We start from the raw sequence: 18,682 nt of genomic DNA, 5'->3' as shown, positions 1-18,682 counted from the left end.
GGTCAGACGGCAGGCGTGGTTCTCGCTTTCGCGCGTGAACGTGCCTCGGTGAGCAGGACGATGATGATCAGCACCAGCGTCATCGCTGCCGCCGCATAGATGGCGGGCGCTAGGAGCGCGACCGGGATGACGGCGGCCGGCAGGATGATCGCGGGGGCCGCCCACTGCACGACGTTGCGAGCATCCGTGCCGTACCGCGCCGAGATGATCGCGTTCGCTGTGTAGACGAGCGCCACGCCGGCGCCGAGAGATACGGCCGAGACAGGCGGCAAGGTGAGCACCGGCTCGCGGATCGCGACTGACAGAGCACCGGCGAGCGTCATGATGCCGGCCACGAGGAGGAAGGGCAGAAAGGCGAAGGTCTCGACGATGCCGTGGGAATCCTTGGCAGCCACAAGCTTCTCCAGTCCGGACCGCATCGCGTCGACCCCGTAGATGAAGAGGCTCCACGCCAGTCCTGCCGTGATCACCAGGCCCATTCCCGCAACCACCGCGGGCAGCGGGGAGGGTTCTTTAGACAGCGTGGTCACGATGGAGAGCACGCATTCGCCGAGGGTGATGATGACCAGCGTGCCGAACCGCTCGGCGAGATGGTCGACGTTGACCGTCCGAAACCGCGCGAGCATGCTCGGCGCCGTCACGACGAGCAGCACGATCTCGATCAGGATGGCCGCCGCCCAGAGCACGTAGTCGACGGGGCCTGGCAGGAATGCGGATACCAGCCAGAGGATGGCCGTTCCACCGTTGTACGTGAGCAGCCTGATCCGCGCTCCGAACCCGGTCGCCCAGCTGCGTCTCACCCATAGCGCCAGGAGCACAGCGCGCACCGCGGCGTTGCCGATCGCGAAGAGCCACGCGAGTTCCCCGACGGCCTCGGGCGCGGCCACGGCGAGCACGCCAACGCCCGCCATCGCCGCCAGCACGAAGCCGGCCATCGCCCGCCGGGAGAGGCCGGATTGGATGTTCGAGGTGAACGTCAGGTTCACCCACGTCCACCACACCGAGGCGAACAGCGCCAGGAAGATGCCGAGCTCGGTGAACGTGGCGTGCGTGCGCAATCCGTTTGCGAGTTGCCCGATCAGCGCGACGAACACGAGATCGAAGAACAGCTCCATCCAGTTCGCCTGCGACGCCTCCGGGTCGCGGCCGTGGGCCTTCGGGTTGTGGGTGTCCACAGGGACATCATGCCGGTAGCGGGGCCTCGCCGCGCTGGGGTAAGCACCCTTTTGGTGCAAGGCGAGCACCCCGCCTCGATCGGGGCCGTCGGGGCAGTTACGACAATGCCCTGGCCGAGACCGTCGTCGGACTCTACAAGACCCCGGTGAAGACGATCTCGGCTTGCTCCCGCTTGGTGTGCAGATCCCAGTAGACCGGGGCGATCCGGTCCGCTGGCGCGGACGCGTACCCATCCGGCGCTTCATCGCCGATGAACACGCCGATGGCGACGTGCGCGGCCTGGATGCCGTCCTCGGCGAGTTCGTTGTGCAAGTTGAGCACCCAGTTGCGTAGAGCTGCGTGAGCGGCGTTGACATTTGCCAGCATGGGAACCGGTTCGACCGAACCGGCACCGGTGGTGAACAGCAGCGTGCCCGACCCTCGCTCTCTCATGCGCGGCAGCACCGCCTCGGTCGCAGTCAGTGCGCTGTAGAACTGGAACTCCAGATGCTGCTGTACCGCTGCAGGCGTGGTCTGTGACGGCATCGTCAACCTGGCGTCTTGCAACGAGCTGCTCGGCGAGTGCTCCAGCACGTCGATGCCGCCGAACCGCTCCTCTGCCGCGGCCAGCGCGCCGCGTAACGAGTCGGGGTCGAGCACGTCGGCCGTGAAGCCGGCGGCGGTGATGTCCTCTGCGGCGAGGTTTGCGACGAGCGCATCCAGTTTGGTGCGGTTGCGGGCGATCAGGGCGACGTTGAAGCCCTGGGCGCCAAACGTGCGCGCGATCGCGGCGCCCATTCCGGGGCCGGCGCCAACGATTGCGATGGTCGAGTTCATGATGCTCCGTTGGTTACGATCTGTGTGTAAGCACACGCTACGTAAGTTGCGGAACCTCTACAAAAGGCACTTCCATGTCACCCACGCACAACGGGATCACCGAACTGTCCTCGACCTGCGCAGCCGCACCCGACGGCGGCCGTGCCGTCCGAGAGACGCTCGACCGCATCGGCGACAAATGGTCGCTGCTGGTGATCGGTACTCTCGGACTCTCGGGCCCGCTGCGCTTCACCACCCTCGCCCGACAGATCCCCGGCATCTCCCAGCGGATGCTCACCCTCACCCTGCGCCACCTTGAACGCGACGGGCTACTCACCCGCACCGCGTACGCCGAGATCCCCCCACGCGTCGAGTACGAGCTGACCCCACTCGGCGAGAGCCTGCGCGACATCGCCGTCGAGCTGGCGCAATGGGCCAATGACAACATTGACCGCATCGAGGCCTCACGGCGCGAATTCGACACGCTCTAGGCTTCGTCGGCCTGGACGGACGGGTGCTCCGCAGCGGCAACTTCCGCCGTCGTCAATTCACTGTCGCTGCTGCCGGCTGCCGGCGAACGGGATCCGGAGTGAGTTCTACTGGTGGCTCCGACCGGCATCGATCCGGTGACCTTTCGATTTTCAGTCGAACGCTCTACCAACTGAGCTACAGAGCCGAGGCATCCGGCACAAGGAAGGATGCCCACTGGAAAAGAAGCCCTCCATAAAGAAGGGCTTCTCCAGCGCGACCCTGACGGGACTTGAACCCGCGACCTCCGCCGTGACAGGGCGGCACGCTAACCAACTGCGCTACAGGGCCTTGTGTGTTTTCAGTTATTCAGTGTAGTCGTGACCCCAACGGGATTCGAACCCGTGCTACCGCCGTGAAAGGGCGGCGTCCTAGGCCGCTAAACGATGGGGCCGTCTGCGCTCACGGCGTATGACTACCGAGGGTCAAGCATAAGGGAGGGCTGGCCGATCGCCAAACCGGTGGGGATGCGGATCGCTGGATGTCGATCACAGCCCGCTCGGGGCGGATAAGACCTGTAAAGGCTGGGGCGAGCAGATCGTCTGCTGTCCGGCGCCGTGCGACTTCAGCACCTGCTGCTCAGCCCGAGCGCCGTGCCGGTAGGCGCTCGGGGAAACGTTGCAGGAACGGGTGAAGTGAGCGTAGAAGCTGCTCTGCGAACCGAAGCCGGCCGCGTGCGCGATCTCGCTCGTCGTCATCGTCGTGGTGAGCAGCAGCCGCTGCGCTTCGGCCATCCGGCACCGCGTCAGGTAGGCACCCAGCGTGGTTCCGACGGTTTCACGGAAGAGCGTCATCGCGTAGTTCGGGTTCAGGTGCGTCGCCCTGGCGATGTCGGCCGGAGTGATGTCGGAGCGGAAGTTCGCGACGGTGAACTGAGCCATCTCGACGATGTGCTGCATGCCGTCGTTGTGCAGATGAGTGGCGCCGGATGCCTGTGTCGCCTCCGCGCCGTGCTCGAGGAAGTGGAAGAGCAGCCTCTGCACCAGGGCCTGGATCTCCAGAAGAGCGCATTGCTCGGTCGGGCCGCCGGTGAGGTCGCTGACCCACGACGAGAACATCGGCTCGACGGCGCGGCCCGCCGCTTCCATCGGAAGAACGATCGGTCGGCTGGTCAGTAGTTCGCGAAGGTGCTCGCTGGGGAGCCCCCAGCTGAAGACCGTCGACAACGGAATGTGCACCCAGTAGTTCTTGCCCTTGAGCGTGGTCTCGTCGTCGATGAGGCGATGGGGAGTGGATGCCCAGAACATGGCGATCTGTCCGGCTTCGACGAGCAGGCGGTCGCCTCCGAACAGGTACTTGAGATGACCGTCGACGACGTAGTTGAGCTCCAGGTCGTCGTGGCGGTGCGACTTCTCCATCTGCGGCGCCGTTCCGAGGCGCGCCCAGATCGCAGGGTCTTCCACCACAACCTGCGATTCGGGGGTGATCGTCGAGGGCCGGTGCTGGCGCATCCCATCACGATAAGCGCACCTGAGGATTCTGGAAAGACAGCCTTATGAACGAGAAGCCTGCCGACCCAGTTGGTTCGTACCGTACCGGTATGCCTGACATCGCAGCCAAGCCCAAGATCACCATCATCGGAGCCGGTGGCTTCGTGTTCCCGTTCCGTCTCATCGGCGACCTGATGAGCTTTCCCGCTCTGCGCAGCGGTCGTCTCTGCCTGATGGACATCAACGCGGATCGTGTGGCGCGCGTGGCGGATGCAGCACGCGAGCTCGCGGCTCACTACGACTTCGACATCCAGGTCGACGAGACCACGGACCGCCGCGAGGCGCTCCGCGATGCCGATGTCGTGATCATCACCTTCCAGGTGGGAGGCATCGAGTCGTACCGGCATGACGTCGAGATCCCGCGCCGCTACGGCGTCGACCAGACCGTCGGTGACACCGTCGGACCAGGCGGTGTGTTCCGTTTCCTGCGGTCGGTCGGCGCCTACGAGGCGATCGCCGCGGATGCCCTCGAGCTGTGCCCGAACGCCCAGTTCATCAACTACGCGAACCCGATGGCGATGGCGACGGCGTTCCTCAACGCGAAGGGCCTGAAGACGGTTGGGCTCTGCCACAGCGTTCAGGGGACGACACGGATGCTCGCACGCACCCTCGGCGTGCCCTACGAGGACGTGAACTACGTCTCCGCCGGCATCAACCACCAGGCATGGATCCTCAGGTTCGAACGCGACGGCGAGGATCTCTACCCGCGGCTGCACGAGACCATGCGTGCCCGTCATCTGCGCGGGCGTGGCGCCGAAGGGTTGCTCTCCGACGACGGAGACCACAGCGAGGCCGCGGCCGAATCCAGCAACTACGAGGGCGGGAACGAGCAGGTCCGCACCTCGATCATGGAGACGTTCGGCTACTTCCAAACGGAATCGAGCCACCACGCATCCGAGTACCTGCCCTACTTCCGCAAGAATCCCGACCTCGTCTCCGAGTTCATCCCCGAACGATGGGACTACTTCGAGATCTGCTCGGCGCACGATGAGCAGGGCGACATCGACGAGCAGCTCGAGAAGCTGAAGGAGAACCTCGCGCCCTCGGTCGAATACGGCGCATCCATCGTGAACTCCCTCGTCACCGGAGTGCCGAGCGTGATCTACGGCAACGTGCCGAACTCGTCGCTGATCACGAACCTGCCCGCGGATGCCTGTGTCGAGGTTCCCTGCCTCGTCGATAAGAACGGGGTTCAGCCGACGTCGATCGGGGAGCTCCCGTCGCAACTGGCGGCGCTCAACCGCACGAACATCGGCGTGCAGACGCTCGCCGTGCGCGCGGCGCTGACCGGCGACATCCAGAACGTGTACCACGCCGTCGCCCTCGACCCGCTGACGGCTGCCCTGCTGACGCTCGACGAGATCCACGCCATGACCGACGAACTGCTCGAGGCGCACTCCCGGCTGCTGCCGGACGCACTGAGGCTCACGACGAATCCGGCAACCCTCGCCGAATGACCCGGGGCACGCGCCCCACCCGGGTTACAGTCGCTCGAGTACCCCGCCGGCGCACCCCCGCGACCGCACACGAGGAAGAGCCATGACGCGAGACGACCGTACGCGACGACGCGTGCGCTTCAGGCGAGCGTTCCGGCGACCGGATGCCCGCCTCGCAACCCGCGCGCTGATCGCGATCGCGGGCCTCGTGCTCGTCGGAGGCGTCGCGGCTCCCGCGCACGCCGACGACTATCCGAGCTGGCAGGACGTGCAGAACGCGAAGTCCAATCAGGCTGCCGCTCAGGCCGAGGTGACCAAGATCCAGGGACTCATCGCCAACCTCGAGACGCAGGTCTCGCAGACCCAGGCGGAGTCGGTCAAAGCCGGCAACGAGTTCGCGGAGGCGCAACAGAAGTTCGACGTCTCCGACCAGCGGGCGCAGACGTTGCAGTCGCAGGCATCCGGACTACAGAAGAAGGCGGATGACGCCACCACCCAGGCAGGACGCCTCGCGGCCGAGCTCTACCGCTCCGGCGGCGGTAACCTCACGGCCAACCTCTTTCTCAGCGGATCGAAGAGCGCGAAGGATGCTGACAAGCTGCTCGACCACCTCGGATCCGCCTCAAAGCTCGTGGAGAACACGAGCGGCATCTATCAGCAGGCCGAGCAGGCGCGCAACACGGCGAAGTCGATGAGCGACCAGGCCAATGCGGCGCGCACGGAGCGCGAGCAGCTGCGCACGGAGGCGGATGCCGCCTACAAGAAGGCGGTCGCCGCAGCCCAGGCTGCGCAGCAAGCCCTCGCCACGCAGCAGGCGCAATCCGTGGTGCTGCAGGCTCAGCTGGCGGCGCTGCAGGACACGACGGCAAAGACCGTGGCCGGTTACGAGGCAGGCGTCGAGGCGCGCCGCAAGGCTGCGGAGGCGGCGGCAGCGGCGGCGCTAGCCGGCGGGAACGTCGGCCCCCAGGGCTGGGCGGTGCCCGTCGGAGGACCGATCACCGACTACTTCGGATGGCGAGTCTCGCCCTGTTCCGGCTGCACGAGCTTCCACGAAGGAGTGGACATCGGCAGCGGATGCGGCGCCACGATACACGCCGCTCACGACGGCGTCGTCACCTACGCCGGGTGGAACGGCGGCTACGGCAACTTCGTGCTCCTCGATAACGGGGGTGGCATTTCAACAGGGTATGGACATATCGTGAGCGGAGGCATTCTCGTCAGCTATGGCGAGAGGGTCGGCGCCGGTGAACCGATCGCCCGGGTCGGCTCGACCGGACATTCGACCGGCTGCCACTTGCACTTCGAGGTGCGGCAAGGCGGAAGCGCGATCAACCCGATCCCGTTCATGGCAAGCCACGGCGCACCCCTCACCTGAGTATCGCGGGGGGCGATATGGCAACCGAATCGCCGAACGAGACCGCGCGCGCCGAGCGGCTGCGACGCGAGAACGACATCCTGCAGGCCGAGCGGCGCCAGCGGGAGCGGGCGTCGGTGTGGGGTCCCGCAGGGCATCCGGTCACGGATGTCGACGACGGCGCCAAGCGCAAGCGCGCCACGAACCGTACGTCATCGCTGGTACCGCTCTCGATGAGTGCGGCGGTAGTCGGCGTCATGACCGGGGCCATCGGCATCGCGGTACCGCCAGCGCACGCGGACGACTACCCCAGCTGGAACGACGTTCAGCAGGCCAAGCAGAACGTGGCCGACCAGCAGTCGCTCGTCGACAAGATCACCGGCCTCATCGGCGACCTGCAGAAGCAGGCGGATGCCGCGAGCGTCGCCGCGGACAAGGCCGCAGAGGCCTACCTCCTCACGAAGGCCAAGCTCGACGACGCGACGTCGAAGGCATCCGATCTGCAGAACAAGGCGAAGGCCGCGGCCAAGACGGCCAAGACCTCGGCAATGCGGGCGGGGCTGCTGGCATCCCATCTGGCCAAGACCGGCGGCGACTCCTCTGTGAACCTGCTGCTCTCGGGCGGCGACACGGATGCCTCCGACAAACTGCTCTACCAGCTCGGCACCATGAGCCAGCTCACCGAGCAGTCCAGCGCGATCTACAAGCAAGCGGTCACCGACAAGAACACGGCGGCGTCGCTGTCGGACCAAGCCGCGGCCGCGGAGAAGACGCGGAAGGTCCTGGCGGATGCCGCGGCATCCGATCTGCAGAAGGCGAAGGATGCCGCGTCGGCAGCGCAGGCGGCGCTCGCGGACCAGCAGACGAAGCAGACGGAGCTGGTGTCGCAGCTCGCGACGCTGCAGAACACGTCGGTCGAGGTAGCGCAGCAGTACGCGCAGGGCGTGGTTATCAAACAGCAGAAGGCTGCACAGGCCGCACAGGCTGCACAGCAATCAGCTGCACCTCAGGTTGGTCAGGCCGCCGGCTCGGGCGGGTCGTCGTCGGGCGGCGCGTCGGCGGGCGGTACCTCCTCTGGTGGTTCGTCCTCGGTTGGTTCGTCTTCGGGCGGTTCCTCCTCAGGCGGATCATCGGCGCCTTCGGGCGGTGGCGGGGGAGTCGGCTCGCCGAACACCAGCGCGGTCGAGACCGCCATCGGCTATGCGTACGCGCATCAGGGTGCGCCGTACGATCTCGGCGGGGCAGGACCCGTGTACTACGACTGCTCCGGCCTGACGATGATGGCGTACAGCGCCGCCGGCATCTACATCGGCGGGCACAGCGTCGGCCTGCAGTATGACTATGCCGCCAGCCATGGTCAACTAGTGCCGTTCAGCCAGCGCCAGCGTGGTGATCTCATCTTCTGGGCCGACGGCGGCGATCTCTACCACGTCGCGATCTATCTGGGGAACAACCAGATCATCGCCGCGCGCGACTACGGTGAACCGCTCGCCGTCGAGGGGCTCTGGGGCTCGCCGGTCGGTTACGTCGCTCGCCCATCGGCGTAGGCGCCTGCAGCGCAGTCATCCTCGGCACAGTCATCCCAGGTTCAGAGCGGCGACGACGTCCTTCGTGGCTGTCGCGATGAGGTCGTCGTTCGAGGTGGCATCCGCGGTGCTGCGCGTGGTGTAAACGGCGAGCACGATCGGCTCGCCCTGCGGCGGATAGAGCACGGCGATGTCGTTGCGCGACCCGTAACCACCGTTGCCGGTCTTGTCGGCGACGCGCCACGACACCGGGACGCCGGCACGGATGTACGTGCCGCCCGTCGTGTTGCCCAGCATCGTCTGTACCAAGAAATCGCGACGCTTCGCCGGCAGCGTGCTTCCGAGCAGGATGCTCTTCAGGTCGGTCGCGACCTGCTCGGGCGTCGAGGTGTCCCGCGGATCGCCCGGCACCGCCGAGTTGAGATCGGGCTCCGTGCGGTCGAGGTTCGTCACGGCGTCACCCCACGAGCGAACGCGCTCCTGCGCGGATGCCGGCCCGCCCAGCTGCTCGTACAGCAGGTTCGCGGCGGTGTTGTCGCTGTACTGCAGCGCGGCAGCGATCACATCCGAGAGCGGCATGCCGTCATCCACGTGCTGCGACGTGATGGGCGAATACGACTGCAGGTCGGAGGCGTCATAGTGGATGATCGCGGCGAGCTGGGCGTCCGTCGCGTGCTGCAGCACCGCGGCCGACGTGAACAGCTTGCTCGTCGAGTCGAGCGCGAAGCGCTCGGAGTCTCGGTAGCCGTACGTCTGGCCGGTGCCCGTGTCGAGCATCCGGATGCCGACTCGTGCGCCGTACTGCTGCTCGAGCGCCGCGAGTTCGCCGTTCAGTGCCCCCGTGTCGAGCGCGGACCGCGACGGCGATGGCGTCGAGGTCGCTCTCGGCGTAGGTGGTGCGGCGCCGTGCTCCGCGGCGCATCCACTCAGCAGGAGCGCGACGGCTACCGCTGCCACAATCCCGGCCGGTCGACGTGGAGAAGCGCGGCGATCCGTTCGAGGCGGATCGGCCGCCCCTGCAGCGCGACCCGGGATCAGTGCCCCTGCTCGGCGAGCCGCGCGATGGCCTCCTGCACGAGCTTGTCGGCATCGGCGGCGGAGCCCCAGGCATCCACCTTGACCCACTTGCCCGGCTCGAGGTCCTTGTAGTGCTCGAAGAAGTGCTGGATCTCCTTCTTCGTGTACTCGGGGATGTCGTCGACGTCCTGGATGTGCGTCCACCGCGGATCCTTGTACTGCACGGCGATGATCTTGTCGTCGCCGCCTGCCTCGTCGCTCATGTGCAGAACCCCGACCGGTCGCACCTTGACTCCGACACCCGGGAACAGCGGGTAGTCCAGCAGCACGAGCACATCGAGCGGGTCGCCGTCTTCGCCGAGCGTGTTCTCGAAGAACCCGTAGTCGGTCGGGTAGCTGAAGTTCGTGAAGAGAACGCGGTCCAGGTACACGCGACCGGTCTCGTGGTCGACCTCGTACTTGTTGCGGCTGCCGCGCGGAATCTCGATGACGGCGTCGTAGTCGGCCATGGTGCTCCATTCGTGGGATGCCGGTGGGATGCCCGCGCCCGGCGATCACGCCAGCGGACACGCGCGTACCAATCTAGCGGGCTAGTGCGAGCCGTCCCGATTCCCCCCGGTTCATAACTCCTGCAGGAAGGGACCCGTCGCTGCCCAACGCTTCGAGGAGTCGCGGGCCGGGAGGGCGGTCGCGTGCGGCGAGCAGGAGTTACGGACGGCGGGCATGCCGCATAGCGTGGAGGCGTGACCGAGACCCGCCGCCCGCGCCTCACCCCGCCCATCGCCGACGTGCGCCGCGCGGTGCGGGAGGTCCTGGCATCCACGGTGCAGCCCGGCGGGCTCGTGCTCGTAGGTCTTTCCGGCGGCGCCGACTCGCTCGCGCTGGCGGCGGGAGCGGCGTTCGAGGGGCCGCGTGCGGGCATCCGGGTGGGCGCCGTCGTCGTGGATCACGGGCTGCAGGATGCCTCGACCGAGACCGCCGACCGCGCACGCGAGCAGGCGCTGGCCCTCGGGCTCGACCCTGTGCTCGTGAAGCGCGTGGAGGTGGGAACGACGGGCGGACCGGAAGCCGCAGCACGCGAGGCGCGACACGAGGCGTTCGCCGAGGCGCTGGGGGAGACGGATGCCTCGCACGTGCTGCTCGCGCACACGCTCGACGATCAGGCGGAGACCGTGCTGCTCGGGCTGGCACGAGGTTCTGGGGCGGCGAGCCTGCAAGGGATGGCGCCGGCATCCGGAACCGTGCTTCGCCCGTTGCTCGGGATCCGCCGTGAGACGACACGGCAGGCGTGCCTTGATGCGGGGCTCACGCCGTGGGACGACCCGCACAACCTCGACCCCTCTTATACGCGCGTGCGCGTGAGGCGCGACGTGCTGCCGGTGCTCGAACGCGAACTGGGTCCCGGTGTCGCGGAGGCGCTCGCACGCACGGCCGAGCAGCTGCGGGAAGACGCCGAAGCGTTCGACGAGATGATCGAGGAGGTCATCGAAGACATCTGCGAGCCGGCCGAAGCCGGCATCGCGGTGTCGGTGCGGGCACTCGAGGCGAACCCGACGGCTCTGCGCAACCGCATCATCCGCTTCGTCGTGCACAGCGAGTTCGGCGTCGCGCTGGAGCGTGTGCACGTTCTCGCCGTCGCACGACTGGTGACCGACTGGCACGGTCAGAAGCCCCTGGACCTTCCGGGGGGCATCCGTGCCGCTCGCTCCGGCGGCCACCTCGTGTTCTCCACGACGGGGTCGACGGAGGTGCTGCCGCACGACCACTGACCCTCCGCCATGATGCGAGGATGGTCTGCATGCTGCCAGAAGACATCGAGGGCGACCTCACGACCGTGCTCGTGACCGAGGAGCAGATCCACGAGCGCCTGAACGAGCTGGCGGCGCAGATCGACACGGACTACGCGGGCAAAGATGTGCTCCTGGTCGGCGTGCTGAAGGGCGCCGTGATGGTGATGGCGGACCTGGCGCGGGCGCTCAGCATCCCGATCAACATGGACTGGATGGCCGTGAGCTCGTACGGCGCCAGCACGAAGTCGAGCGGTGTCGTGCGCATCCTGAAAGACCTCGACTCCGAGCTCGCCGATCGGCACGTGCTCATCGTCGAGGACATCATCGACTCCGGCGTCACCCTTTCCTGGCTGCGCGAGAATCTCGTTTCGCGCGGGCCGGCATCCGTCGAGATCTGCGCACTGTTGCGCAAGCCGGATGCCGCCAAGGTCACGGTAGACGTCAAGTACGTGGGATTCGACATCCCGAACGACTTCGTGGTGGGGTACGGGCTCGACTTCGCGGAGCGCTACCGCAACCTGCGCTCGGTCGGCATCCTAGCCCCGCACGTCTACGAGTAAGGCGGATTCGGTCGGCCGCAACGCAAGACGCTCCACGTTTCGGCGGCTTCGCCGGCGAAACAAACGCAACCATGCGAAAGGCCAACTGCGGTGCGCCGGGCGGGGACCGGCGCACAAATGAAACACTGCGAACGCCGTCGGCGAACACGCAGACGGCCCTCAGCGCGGTGGCGGTACCCTGACAGCACCATGAACCTCAAGAAGATCTTCCGTGGCCCCATTCTGTGGATCGTGCTCGCGGTCATCATCGTGTGGATCGGCTCGAGCCTGATCACGATGAACGGTTACAAGTCCGTCAGCACCGAGCACGGCCTCGAGTTGCTCAAGGACGGCAAGGTCAGCGAGGCGACGATCGTGGACACCGATCAGCGCGTGGACATGACGTTGAAGAAGGCGGACGGCAACAACGGCACCGCCGTGCAGTTCTACTACGTGGCTCCGCGTGGTGCAGCGGTGGTGAACGCGGTGGACAACGCCGATCTGCCGAAGGGCTACAACGACCAGGTCCCGCAGCCCAGCTGGTGGCTGTCGGCACTGAGCATCCTGCTGCCGGTCGTGCTCATCGGAGCGTTCTTCTGGCTCATGCTCTCCGGCATGCAAGGCGGCGGCAACAAGGTCATGCAGTTCGGCAAGTCGCGCGCGAAACTAGTCTCGAAGGAGAGCCCGAAGGTCACGTTCGACGACGTCGCCGGCAGCGACGAGGCGATCGAAGAGCTGCAGGAGATCAAGGACTTCCTCAAGGAGCCGGCCAAGTTCCAGGCGGTCGGCGCACGCATCCCCAAGGGCGTGCTGCTGTACGGCCCTCCCGGAACAGGCAAGACGCTGCTCGCACGCGCCGTCGCCGGCGAGGCGGGCGTGCCGTTCTACTCCATCTCGGGTTCCGACTTCGTCGAGATGTTCGTCGGCGTCGGCGCAAGCCGTGTGCGCGACCTGTTCGACCAGGCCAAGCAGAACGCGCCGGCCATCATCTTCGTCGATGAGATCGACGCAGTCGGCCGCCACCGTGGTGCCGGTCTCGGCGGCGGGCACGACGAGCGCGAGCAGACGCTGAACCAGCTGCTTGTGGAGATGGACGGCTTCGACGTCAAGACCAACGTCATCCTGATCGCGGCGACGAACCGGCCAGACATCCTCGACCCGGCGCTGCTGCGTCCCGGCCGCTTCGACCGTCAGATCGGCGTGGATGCGCCCGACCTGCTTGGCCGCAAGAAGATCCTCGAGGTGCACGGACGAGGCAAGCCGCTGGCATCCGGAGTCGACCTCGAGGTCGTCGCCCGCAAGACGCCGGGCTTCACCGGCGCCGACCTGGCCAACGTGCTCAACGAGGCTGCACTGCTCACCGCGCGGTCGAACGCGCAGTTGATCGACAACCGCGCGCTTGATGAGGCCATCGATCGCGTGATCGCCGGTCCGCAGCGCCGCACCCGGATCATGAAGGACCAGGAGAAGCTGATCACCGCGTACCACGAGGGCGGCCACGCGCTCGCGGCGGCCGCGATGCGGCACACCGACCCGGTGACGAAGATCACGATCCTGCCGCGCGGTCGCGCCCTCGGCTACACGATGGTTCTCCCGCTCGAAGACAAGTATTCGGTGACCCGCAACGAGCTGCTCGACCAGCTCGCGTACGCCATGGGCGGCCGTGTCGCTGAGGAGACGGTGTTCAAGGACCCGACCACGGGTGCGTCCAACGACATCGAGAAGGCGACCGGGATCGCCCGAAAGATGGTCACCGAGTACGGCATGAGTGCCGACATCGGTTCCGTGAAGCTGGGCCAGTCGTCGGGTGAGATGTTCCTCGGTCGCGACATGGGCCACCAGCGCGACTACTCGGAGCGCATCGCCGAGCGGGTGGATGCCGAGGTGCGCGCGCTGATCGAGAAGGCGCACGACGAGGCGTGGCAGGTCATCAACGACAACCGGGACATCCTCGACCACCTGGCGCGCGAGCTGCTCGAGAAGGAGACGCTCGACCACCACCAGATCGCCGAGATCTTCAAGAACGTGAAGAAGCTGCCGGAGCGTCCGGAGTGGGTGTCGGCCGACAACCGCGTCTCCCCGAACATCCCGCCGATCGCGTTCCCCGAGCCCGAGACCGCTCCGATCGACCCGGGCGTCGTGGACGGCGACGTCGACTCGACCCCGGGCAAGCCGAAGCGTTCGCGTCAGATCAAGCCGCGCCCGGCGACGGCGTAGCGTGCAGGGCCCTCACGTCAGTGGGGGCCTGCGCCCGCTCGCCCACGACACGTTCTTCCACCACGACCCGTTCCGAGAGAGGCGCGATGGGCATCGACCGTGAACGGATCGAAGCGGCCGTGGTCGAACTACTCGCCGCCATCGGTGAGGATGTCACCCGCCCGGGTCTGAAGCAGACGCCGTCACGGGTCGCGGACTCCTACCAGGAGTACTTCGGCGGTCTTGCGCTCGACCCGATCGAGCCTCTCCGCGAGACGGTACCGCTCGGGGACAGCGACGCGGAGACCGTGCTGCTGCGGGACATCCGCTTCCGTTCGATGTGCGAGCACCATCTGCTGCCGTTCATGGGTGTCGCCCACCTCGCCTACCTGCCGAGGGATCGCGTTGTCGGCCTCGGACGGCTGCCGAAGGTGGTCGAGATTCTCGCCGCACGCCCTCAACTGCAGGAGCGACTGACCGAGGAGATCGCCGACACGTTCGTGGAGGGCCTCGACCCGCGCGGCGTGCTCGTCGTGCTGGATGCGACGCACGCCTGCGTCACGACGCGGGGCGCCAGGCAGGTGAACGCCTCCACCGTGACCATCGCGAGCCGTGGCGAGCTGAGCGATCCCGTCGTGCGTGCCGAACTCATCGCGTTGATCGGCCGGGGAGTCGCGTGACGCGCATCATGGGCGTGCTCAATGTCACGCCGGATTCCTTCAGCGATGGCGGCCGCTGGGCGTCGACGGATGCCGCCATCGCGCATGGCGTGGAGCTCGCCGAGCAGGGCGCCGACATCGTCGACGTTGGCGGGGAGTCCACGCGTCCCGGCGCCGAACGGGTGCCCGTTCCGGCCGAGCTGGGGCGGGTGCTGCCTGTGGTGCGCGAGCTGGCCGGGCGGGGCATCCGCGTCAGCATCGACACCATGAACAGCGAGACGGCCACGGCGGCGGTGGACGCCGGAGCGCAGATCGTGAACGACGTCTCCGGCGGCCTGGCCGACCCGGCGATGGGCCCGTTCGTGGCCGAACGCGGAGTCGACTATGTGGTGATGCACTGGCGCGGTCACAGCCGCAGCATGAACGACCTCGCCACCTACACGGATGCCGCGCGCGAGATCCGCGAGGAGCTGTTCCGTCGCGTGGACGCTCTGGAGGCACAGGGCGTTGCGGCACAGCGCATCATCGTCGATCCGGGCCTGGGATTTGCCAAGAACTCGGAGCACAACTGGGATGTGCTGCGTCACCTTCGGGAGTTCGAGTCCGCCGGCCTGCCCGTGCTGCTCGGGGCATCCCGCAAGCGCTTCCTGGCCGACCTGATGTGGGAGGGCGCGACTCCACAGGACCGCGACCTGCCCAGCGCCGTCATCGCCGCACTGGCCGCGCGCGACGGCGTGTGGGGCGTGCGGGTGCACGACGTGGTCTCCACCCGCATCGCGCTTGATGTGGTGCGCTCCTGGGCGGGTGACGAGCCCGGCGACGAGGCCGCACTGTCTTCGGATGGCGAGAGGATGGGGTCATGAGCGACCGCATCACGCTGACCGGCATCCGGGTGCGCGCCCATCACGGCGTCTTCGACTTCGAGCGCGCCGAGGGCCAGGAGTTCGTGATCGACGTGATCGCCTGGCTCGATCTCGGACCTGCTGCGCGCGGCGATGAACTCGCCGCCACCGTGCACTACGGCGAGCTGGCGGAGGCAGTGGCAGCGTCGGTGGCATCGGATCCGGTGGACCTCATCGAGACCGTCGCGGAGCGCGTCGCACGGGTCGTGCTGTCGTTCCCGGTGCAGCGCACCGAGGTCACCGTGCACAAGCCGAACGCGCCGATCGCGGTGCCGTTCGCAGATGTCGCCGTCACGGTGGTGCGCGACCGCGCATGGGCGGATGCTGCTGGACCGGCGGATGCGGTCCGTTCGGCCGGCTCTGCCGGCACGGCAGAGGGAGCGTTGTCGTGATCGCGAAGCCGCAGCGGATGCGCCCGCTGGAGCCCGCGGTGATCGCATTCGGAAGCAACCTGGGCGACCGGGAGGCGACCATCAGGGCCGCGCTCGATGACCTCGCACAGTCGCCGGGCGTGCGACTGGATGCCGTCTCTCCCTTCCTCGAGACCGCCGCGGTTCGCCTGGACGGCGTCGATGCGCACGCGCCGCGCTACCTCAACGGTGTGGCGCTCGTCTCGACGGCGCTCGACCCGCACGCGCTGCTCGACGAACTGCACCGCGTCGAGGATGCCCACGGCCGCGTACGTGTGGAGCGCTGGGGCGACCGCACGCTCGACCTCGACCTCATCGCGATGGGCGGAAGACAGGTGAACGACGAGCGGCTCACGCTGCCGCACCCGCGGGCATCCGAGCGGGAGTTCGTGCTCGCGCCCTGGCTCGACGTCGACCCCGATGCCGAGCTGCCTGGACTGGGACGGGTGGATGTTTTGCTCGCCGAGCTGAGGGCAGCCGCAGGTGGCGCCGCGGACGGAGGCGCATCGTGAGGCGCACCGGACCAGCCGCGCTGATCGCGCTCGGCCTGATCGGCGTCGGCATCGGCTACCTTCTCGAGATCGCGCTCGTCGCGGCGGGAGCGGCCATGCTCATTCCGCCGATCTCGTTGTCGATCACGCTCGTCGCGATCGGCGTGATCGTGGTGCTGCTGGCTATCCCGATCCGCAGGGCGGTGCGCAGCAAGGTGAAGGTGCACGTCGACCCGTTCCGGGCGATGCGCATCGCCGTGCTCGCCAAGGCGTGCAGCCTCGTCGGCGGCCTGCTCACCGGCACCGGGATCGGCGTCGTCGTCTACGTGCTGACGCGGCCGGTGCCGCCCACGTCGGACTCCGTCTGGCTCAGCGTCGTGGCCGCGGTGAGCGCGATCATCCTGCTGGTCGGCGGACTCATCGCCGAGTACTTCTGCACGCTGCCGCCGCCCAAGGACGAGAAGGCGGAGCACGCGGAGCACGCCCCCGTTTAGAGGCGCGGTCTACTGCGGCACACTGGAGTCGTGGGAATCGACCTGGACGAGCTGCGGCGGCTGCGCAAGGCGCGCGACCGCATGGACCGCGAATTCGCGCAGCCGCTCGACGTGCCGGCACTCGCGGCGACGGCCCTCATGTCGCCCGCGCACTTCAGCCGGCGGTTCCGCGACGAGTACTCCGAGACGCCGTACTCCTACCTCATGACGCGTCGCATCGAGCGTGCGAAGGCACTGCTGCGTCGCGGCGATCTCAGCGTGACGGATGTCTGCTTCGCTGTCGGATGTACGAGCCTCGGCTCCTTCTCGTCGCGCTTCACCGAGCTGGTCGGGGAGACGCCGTCCGCGTACCGCGCACGCAGCCACGAGGAGCTGGACGCGTTCGCCTCGTGCCAGACCATGGTGCTGACCAGGCCGCGGCGGGCCGACGGACGCGCGCACCTCGAGGAGAGCAGTTTCGGAGAAGCCTCGGTGCAGGCATCCGCCTAGCGTTGAGGTCATGACAGTAGCCATCAGCGGCGTGCACGTGCTGGTCGATGACCCGCAGGCAGCCCTTCCCTTCTACCGTGACACTCTCGGAATGACCGTCAAGAACACCGTCGAGAACGGCGGGTTCACGTGGATCACCCTCACCACTGCGAGCCAGCCGGAGATCGAGATCGTGCTCGAACAGCCGCACGCCGGCCGTTCGCAAGAGAACGGCGACGCGGTGGCCGCCCTTCTCGCCAAGGGCGAACTGCAGATGCTGCAGCTGCGCACCGATGATCTTGCAGCCACCTTCGACAAGCTCGCCGGAGCGCCCGGCGTAGAGGTGCTGCAGGAGCCGACCGACCAGTTCTGGGGCGTTCGGGATGCCGCGGTGCGCGACCCCAGCGGCAACATGATCCGCATCGCGCAGGCCTGAGCGCAGCGCCCTCCGCCGGAGTACGCGCCACACAAATCGGCATCCGCTACACCCATCAACCTTCCCGCTACACGAATCGGCATCCGCCACACGAATTTGCTGTGGCGGATGCCGATAGGTGTAGCGCGACCGGCCTCCGGTGAGCGCCCGGCGCTCAGCCGCGGGTGCGGCGGTCGATGCGGCGCACCAGCATCCACGCGAACGGCAGCAGCGCCGCGGCGATCGCCCACTTGACGATGCCGCCCACGATGAACGGTGTGAACCCGGCGGCCATGACCGCGGCGAAGCTGTGCGGGAGTCCGAGGTTCGCGAGCACCACCGCGAGGTAGGGCAGGCCGAACAGGAACGGCACGAGGCTCGCAGCGAAGAAGCCGGCGGCGGCGAGCACCGGACGACGATCCCAGGCGCGTTCGGACAGCCATCCGATCAGCGCGGCAGCGGGGATGAACCCGATGATGAAGCCGAAACTCGGCAGCAGTACCGATGCCGGCCCGCCCGCGAAGTCGGCGAAGATCGGCAGGCCCGCCATGCCCAGCAGCATGTAGAGGCCGAGGGATGCAGCACCCCGCCACGCGCCCAGGCTCGCGCCCACCAGCAGAACGGCCAGGGTCTGACCCGTGACCGGGACGGGCCACAGTGGCACGGAGATCTGCGCCGAGATCGCCACGATCGCGGTGCCGGCGACGATCAGGAGTGCGTTCGCGACGGCGCCGCGTGGCACCACACGATCGGCGAGCGTGGGGACGAGGCGTGGGGCCGAGGTTGCTGAGGACACGTGGGTCTCCTTGCATCGAACGAGGGGTTGCTCCCCGCGAAGGCGGGGAGTGCTTCCCGCTGAGGATCAGGGGGAACGCTCCCCACCCTAAGCGGGCAGTTGCCGTCGGACGAGCCGAGGGTTTGAACATCCGTTCCGGGCATTCTTTGGGCAATGTTGACAAGAGACTGCTGGCGCCCCCGCGAAGGCGTGTGGTCGTT

20 protein-coding genes and 3 tRNA genes are annotated in these 18,682 nt (G+C 67.5%); 14 read left to right on the top strand and 9 right to left on the bottom strand.

Annotation, left to right across the window (positions count from 1 at the left end; translation table 11 throughout):
* Positions 1-2: 2 nt before the first annotated feature.
* Together ACYVII_RS07560 and ACYVII_RS07555 are read right to left on the bottom strand one after the other, a co-directional pair.
* Positions 3-1,175, bottom strand: a complete 1,173-nt coding sequence (locus tag ACYVII_RS07560) for a low temperature requirement protein A (RefSeq protein ID WP_460533422.1) — start codon at positions 1,173-1,175, stop codon at positions 3-5.
* Between the two features lie 133 nt (positions 1,176-1,308).
* On the bottom strand, positions 1,309-1,992 hold the full coding sequence (locus tag ACYVII_RS07555) for an SDR family NAD(P)-dependent oxidoreductase (protein WP_460533419.1): 684 nt from the start codon (positions 1,990-1,992) through the stop codon (positions 1,309-1,311).
* Between the two features lie 74 nt (positions 1,993-2,066).
* Here ACYVII_RS07555 and ACYVII_RS07550 point away from each other — a divergent pair, with 74 nt between their 5' ends.
* On the top strand, positions 2,067-2,462 hold the full coding sequence (locus ACYVII_RS07550) for a winged helix-turn-helix transcriptional regulator (RefSeq protein WP_460533416.1): 396 nt from the start codon (positions 2,067-2,069) through the stop codon (positions 2,460-2,462).
* Between the two features lie 109 nt (positions 2,463-2,571).
* Here the strand turns inward: ACYVII_RS07550 and ACYVII_RS07545 are convergent.
* The 4 genes from ACYVII_RS07545 to ACYVII_RS07530 form a co-directional block, all read right to left on the bottom strand.
* Positions 2,572-2,647, bottom strand: a tRNA-Phe gene (locus ACYVII_RS07545).
* Between the two features lie 69 nt (positions 2,648-2,716).
* A tRNA-Asp gene (locus ACYVII_RS07540) sits at positions 2,717-2,790 on the bottom strand.
* A gap of 30 nt (positions 2,791-2,820) precedes the next feature.
* Positions 2,821-2,893 (bottom strand) — tRNA-Glu (locus tag ACYVII_RS07535).
* 94 nt (positions 2,894-2,987) lie between these two features.
* Positions 2,988-3,950: a helix-turn-helix domain-containing protein gene (locus ACYVII_RS07530; RefSeq protein WP_460533413.1), complete on the bottom strand. Its 963-nt coding sequence runs from the start codon at positions 3,948-3,950 to the stop codon at positions 2,988-2,990.
* 89 nt (positions 3,951-4,039) lie between these two features.
* On the opposite strand from ACYVII_RS07530, the gene melA reads away from it, so the two are divergent.
* The 3 genes from melA to ACYVII_RS07515 all read left to right on the top strand — a co-directional run bounded on the left by melA (position 4,040) and on the right by ACYVII_RS07515 (position 8,326).
* Entirely contained in the window at positions 4,040-5,446 is a 1,407-nt protein-coding gene (gene melA, locus ACYVII_RS07525; protein ID WP_460533410.1) for an alpha-galactosidase, read from the top strand.
* A gap of 82 nt (positions 5,447-5,528) precedes the next feature.
* Positions 5,529-6,800, top strand: coding sequence for a peptidoglycan DD-metalloendopeptidase family protein (locus tag ACYVII_RS07520; RefSeq protein WP_460533407.1), 1,272 nt, complete (start codon positions 5,529-5,531; stop codon positions 6,798-6,800).
* Positions 6,801-6,817: 17 nt separating this feature from the next.
* The gene (locus ACYVII_RS07515) at positions 6,818-8,326 is read left to right on the top strand and encodes a C40 family peptidase (protein WP_460533404.1); all 1,509 of its coding nucleotides are present in this window, start codon (positions 6,818-6,820) and stop codon (positions 8,324-8,326) included.
* Positions 8,327-8,356: 30 nt separating this feature from the next.
* Here ACYVII_RS07515 and bla read toward each other — a convergent pair whose 3' ends face one another.
* Positions 8,357-9,262 (bottom strand): class A beta-lactamase, encoded by a 906-nt coding sequence (bla, locus tag ACYVII_RS07510; protein ID WP_460533401.1) that lies wholly within the window; start codon positions 9,260-9,262, stop codon positions 8,357-8,359.
* Positions 9,263-9,339: 77 nt separating this feature from the next.
* Positions 9,340-9,831 carry an inorganic diphosphatase gene (gene ppa / locus ACYVII_RS07505; protein WP_460533398.1) on the bottom strand — a complete coding sequence of 164 codons (492 nt, stop codon included), beginning with the start codon at positions 9,829-9,831 and terminating at the stop codon, positions 9,340-9,342.
* Between the two features lie 234 nt (positions 9,832-10,065).
* On the opposite strand from ppa, the gene tilS reads away from it, so the two are divergent.
* From tilS to ACYVII_RS07455, 10 genes are all read left to right on the top strand, one after another.
* Complete coding sequence (tilS, locus tag ACYVII_RS07500; RefSeq protein WP_460533395.1) at positions 10,066-11,091, top strand: tRNA lysidine(34) synthetase; 1,026 nt, start codon at positions 10,066-10,068, stop codon at positions 11,089-11,091.
* 29 nt (positions 11,092-11,120) lie between these two features.
* Positions 11,121-11,672: a phosphoribosyltransferase gene (gene hpt / locus ACYVII_RS07495; protein WP_460533392.1), complete on the top strand. Its 552-nt coding sequence runs from the start codon at positions 11,121-11,123 to the stop codon at positions 11,670-11,672.
* A 189-nt stretch (positions 11,673-11,861) separates the two neighbouring features.
* Positions 11,862-13,868, top strand: coding sequence for an ATP-dependent metallopeptidase FtsH/Yme1/Tma family protein (gene ftsH / locus ACYVII_RS07490; protein WP_460533389.1), 2,007 nt, complete (start codon positions 11,862-11,864; stop codon positions 13,866-13,868).
* A gap of 86 nt (positions 13,869-13,954) precedes the next feature.
* Complete coding sequence (folE, locus tag ACYVII_RS07485; RefSeq protein WP_460533386.1) at positions 13,955-14,527, top strand: GTP cyclohydrolase I; 573 nt, start codon at positions 13,955-13,957, stop codon at positions 14,525-14,527.
* On the top strand, positions 14,524-15,369 hold the full coding sequence (gene folP / locus ACYVII_RS07480) for a dihydropteroate synthase (protein WP_460533383.1): 846 nt from the start codon (positions 14,524-14,526) through the stop codon (positions 15,367-15,369). The genes folE and folP overlap by 4 nt, the downstream gene beginning before the upstream one ends.
* Positions 15,366-15,800, top strand: coding sequence for a dihydroneopterin aldolase (folB, locus tag ACYVII_RS07475; RefSeq protein WP_460533380.1), 435 nt, complete (start codon positions 15,366-15,368; stop codon positions 15,798-15,800). Before folP ends, folB begins: the two co-directional genes overlap by 4 nt.
* A 17-nt stretch (positions 15,801-15,817) precedes the next feature.
* Entirely contained in the window at positions 15,818-16,330 is a 513-nt protein-coding gene (gene folK / locus ACYVII_RS07470; RefSeq protein ID WP_460533525.1) for a 2-amino-4-hydroxy-6-hydroxymethyldihydropteridine diphosphokinase, read from the top strand.
* The gene (locus ACYVII_RS07465; RefSeq protein ID WP_460533377.1) at positions 16,327-16,803 is read left to right on the top strand and encodes a DUF3180 domain-containing protein; all 477 of its coding nucleotides are present in this window, start codon (positions 16,327-16,329) and stop codon (positions 16,801-16,803) included. The genes folK and ACYVII_RS07465 overlap by 4 nt, the downstream gene beginning before the upstream one ends.
* A gap of 81 nt (positions 16,804-16,884) precedes the next feature.
* On the top strand, positions 16,885-17,292 hold the full coding sequence (locus tag ACYVII_RS07460; RefSeq protein WP_460533522.1) for a helix-turn-helix transcriptional regulator: 408 nt from the start codon (positions 16,885-16,887) through the stop codon (positions 17,290-17,292).
* 10 nt (positions 17,293-17,302) lie between these two features.
* Positions 17,303-17,707: a VOC family protein gene (locus tag ACYVII_RS07455; protein ID WP_460533374.1), complete on the top strand. Its 405-nt coding sequence runs from the start codon at positions 17,303-17,305 to the stop codon at positions 17,705-17,707.
* A 154-nt stretch (positions 17,708-17,861) separates the two neighbouring features.
* Here ACYVII_RS07455 and ACYVII_RS07450 read toward each other — a convergent pair whose 3' ends face one another.
* Complete coding sequence (locus tag ACYVII_RS07450) at positions 17,862-18,482, bottom strand: biotin transporter BioY (RefSeq protein WP_460533371.1); 621 nt, start codon at positions 18,480-18,482, stop codon at positions 17,862-17,864.
* Between the last annotated feature and the right edge of the window lie 200 nt (positions 18,483-18,682).

The organism is Humibacter ginsengiterrae, assembly GCF_054780115.1.
The sequence above is the reverse complement of the archived record's forward strand: the minus strand, read 5'-3'. Positions and strand labels throughout refer to the sequence as shown.

Bases quoted from the DNA above. Each gene is read 5' to 3' on its own strand.
- ACYVII_RS07555 (WP_460533419.1), bottom strand. From the start codon at position 1,992: ATGAACTCGACCATCGCAATCGTTGGCGCCGGCCCCGGAATGGGCGCC.
- ACYVII_RS07550 (WP_460533416.1), top strand. From the start codon at position 2,067: ATGTCACCCACGCACAACGGGATCACCGAACTGTCCTCGACCTGCGCA.
- ACYVII_RS07530 (WP_460533413.1), bottom strand. From the start codon at position 3,950: ATGCGCCAGCACCGGCCCTCGACGATCACCCCCGAATCGCAGGTTGTG.
- melA (WP_460533410.1), top strand. From the start codon at position 4,040: ATGCCTGACATCGCAGCCAAGCCCAAGATCACCATCATCGGAGCCGGT.
- ACYVII_RS07520 (WP_460533407.1), top strand. From the start codon at position 5,529: ATGACGCGAGACGACCGTACGCGACGACGCGTGCGCTTCAGGCGAGCG.
- ACYVII_RS07515 (WP_460533404.1), top strand. From the start codon at position 6,818: ATGGCAACCGAATCGCCGAACGAGACCGCGCGCGCCGAGCGGCTGCGA.
- ppa (WP_460533398.1), bottom strand. From the start codon at position 9,831: ATGGCCGACTACGACGCCGTCATCGAGATTCCGCGCGGCAGCCGCAAC.
- hpt (WP_460533392.1), top strand. From the start codon at position 11,121: ATGCTGCCAGAAGACATCGAGGGCGACCTCACGACCGTGCTCGTGACC.
- ftsH (WP_460533389.1), top strand. From the start codon at position 11,862: ATGAACCTCAAGAAGATCTTCCGTGGCCCCATTCTGTGGATCGTGCTC.
- folE (WP_460533386.1), top strand. From the start codon at position 13,955: ATGGGCATCGACCGTGAACGGATCGAAGCGGCCGTGGTCGAACTACTC.
- folB (WP_460533380.1), top strand. From the start codon at position 15,366: ATGAGCGACCGCATCACGCTGACCGGCATCCGGGTGCGCGCCCATCAC.
- folK (WP_460533525.1), top strand. From the start codon at position 15,818: ATGCGCCCGCTGGAGCCCGCGGTGATCGCATTCGGAAGCAACCTGGGC.
- ACYVII_RS07460 (WP_460533522.1), top strand. From the start codon at position 16,885: ATGGACCGCGAATTCGCGCAGCCGCTCGACGTGCCGGCACTCGCGGCG.
- ACYVII_RS07455 (WP_460533374.1), top strand. From the start codon at position 17,303: ATGACAGTAGCCATCAGCGGCGTGCACGTGCTGGTCGATGACCCGCAG.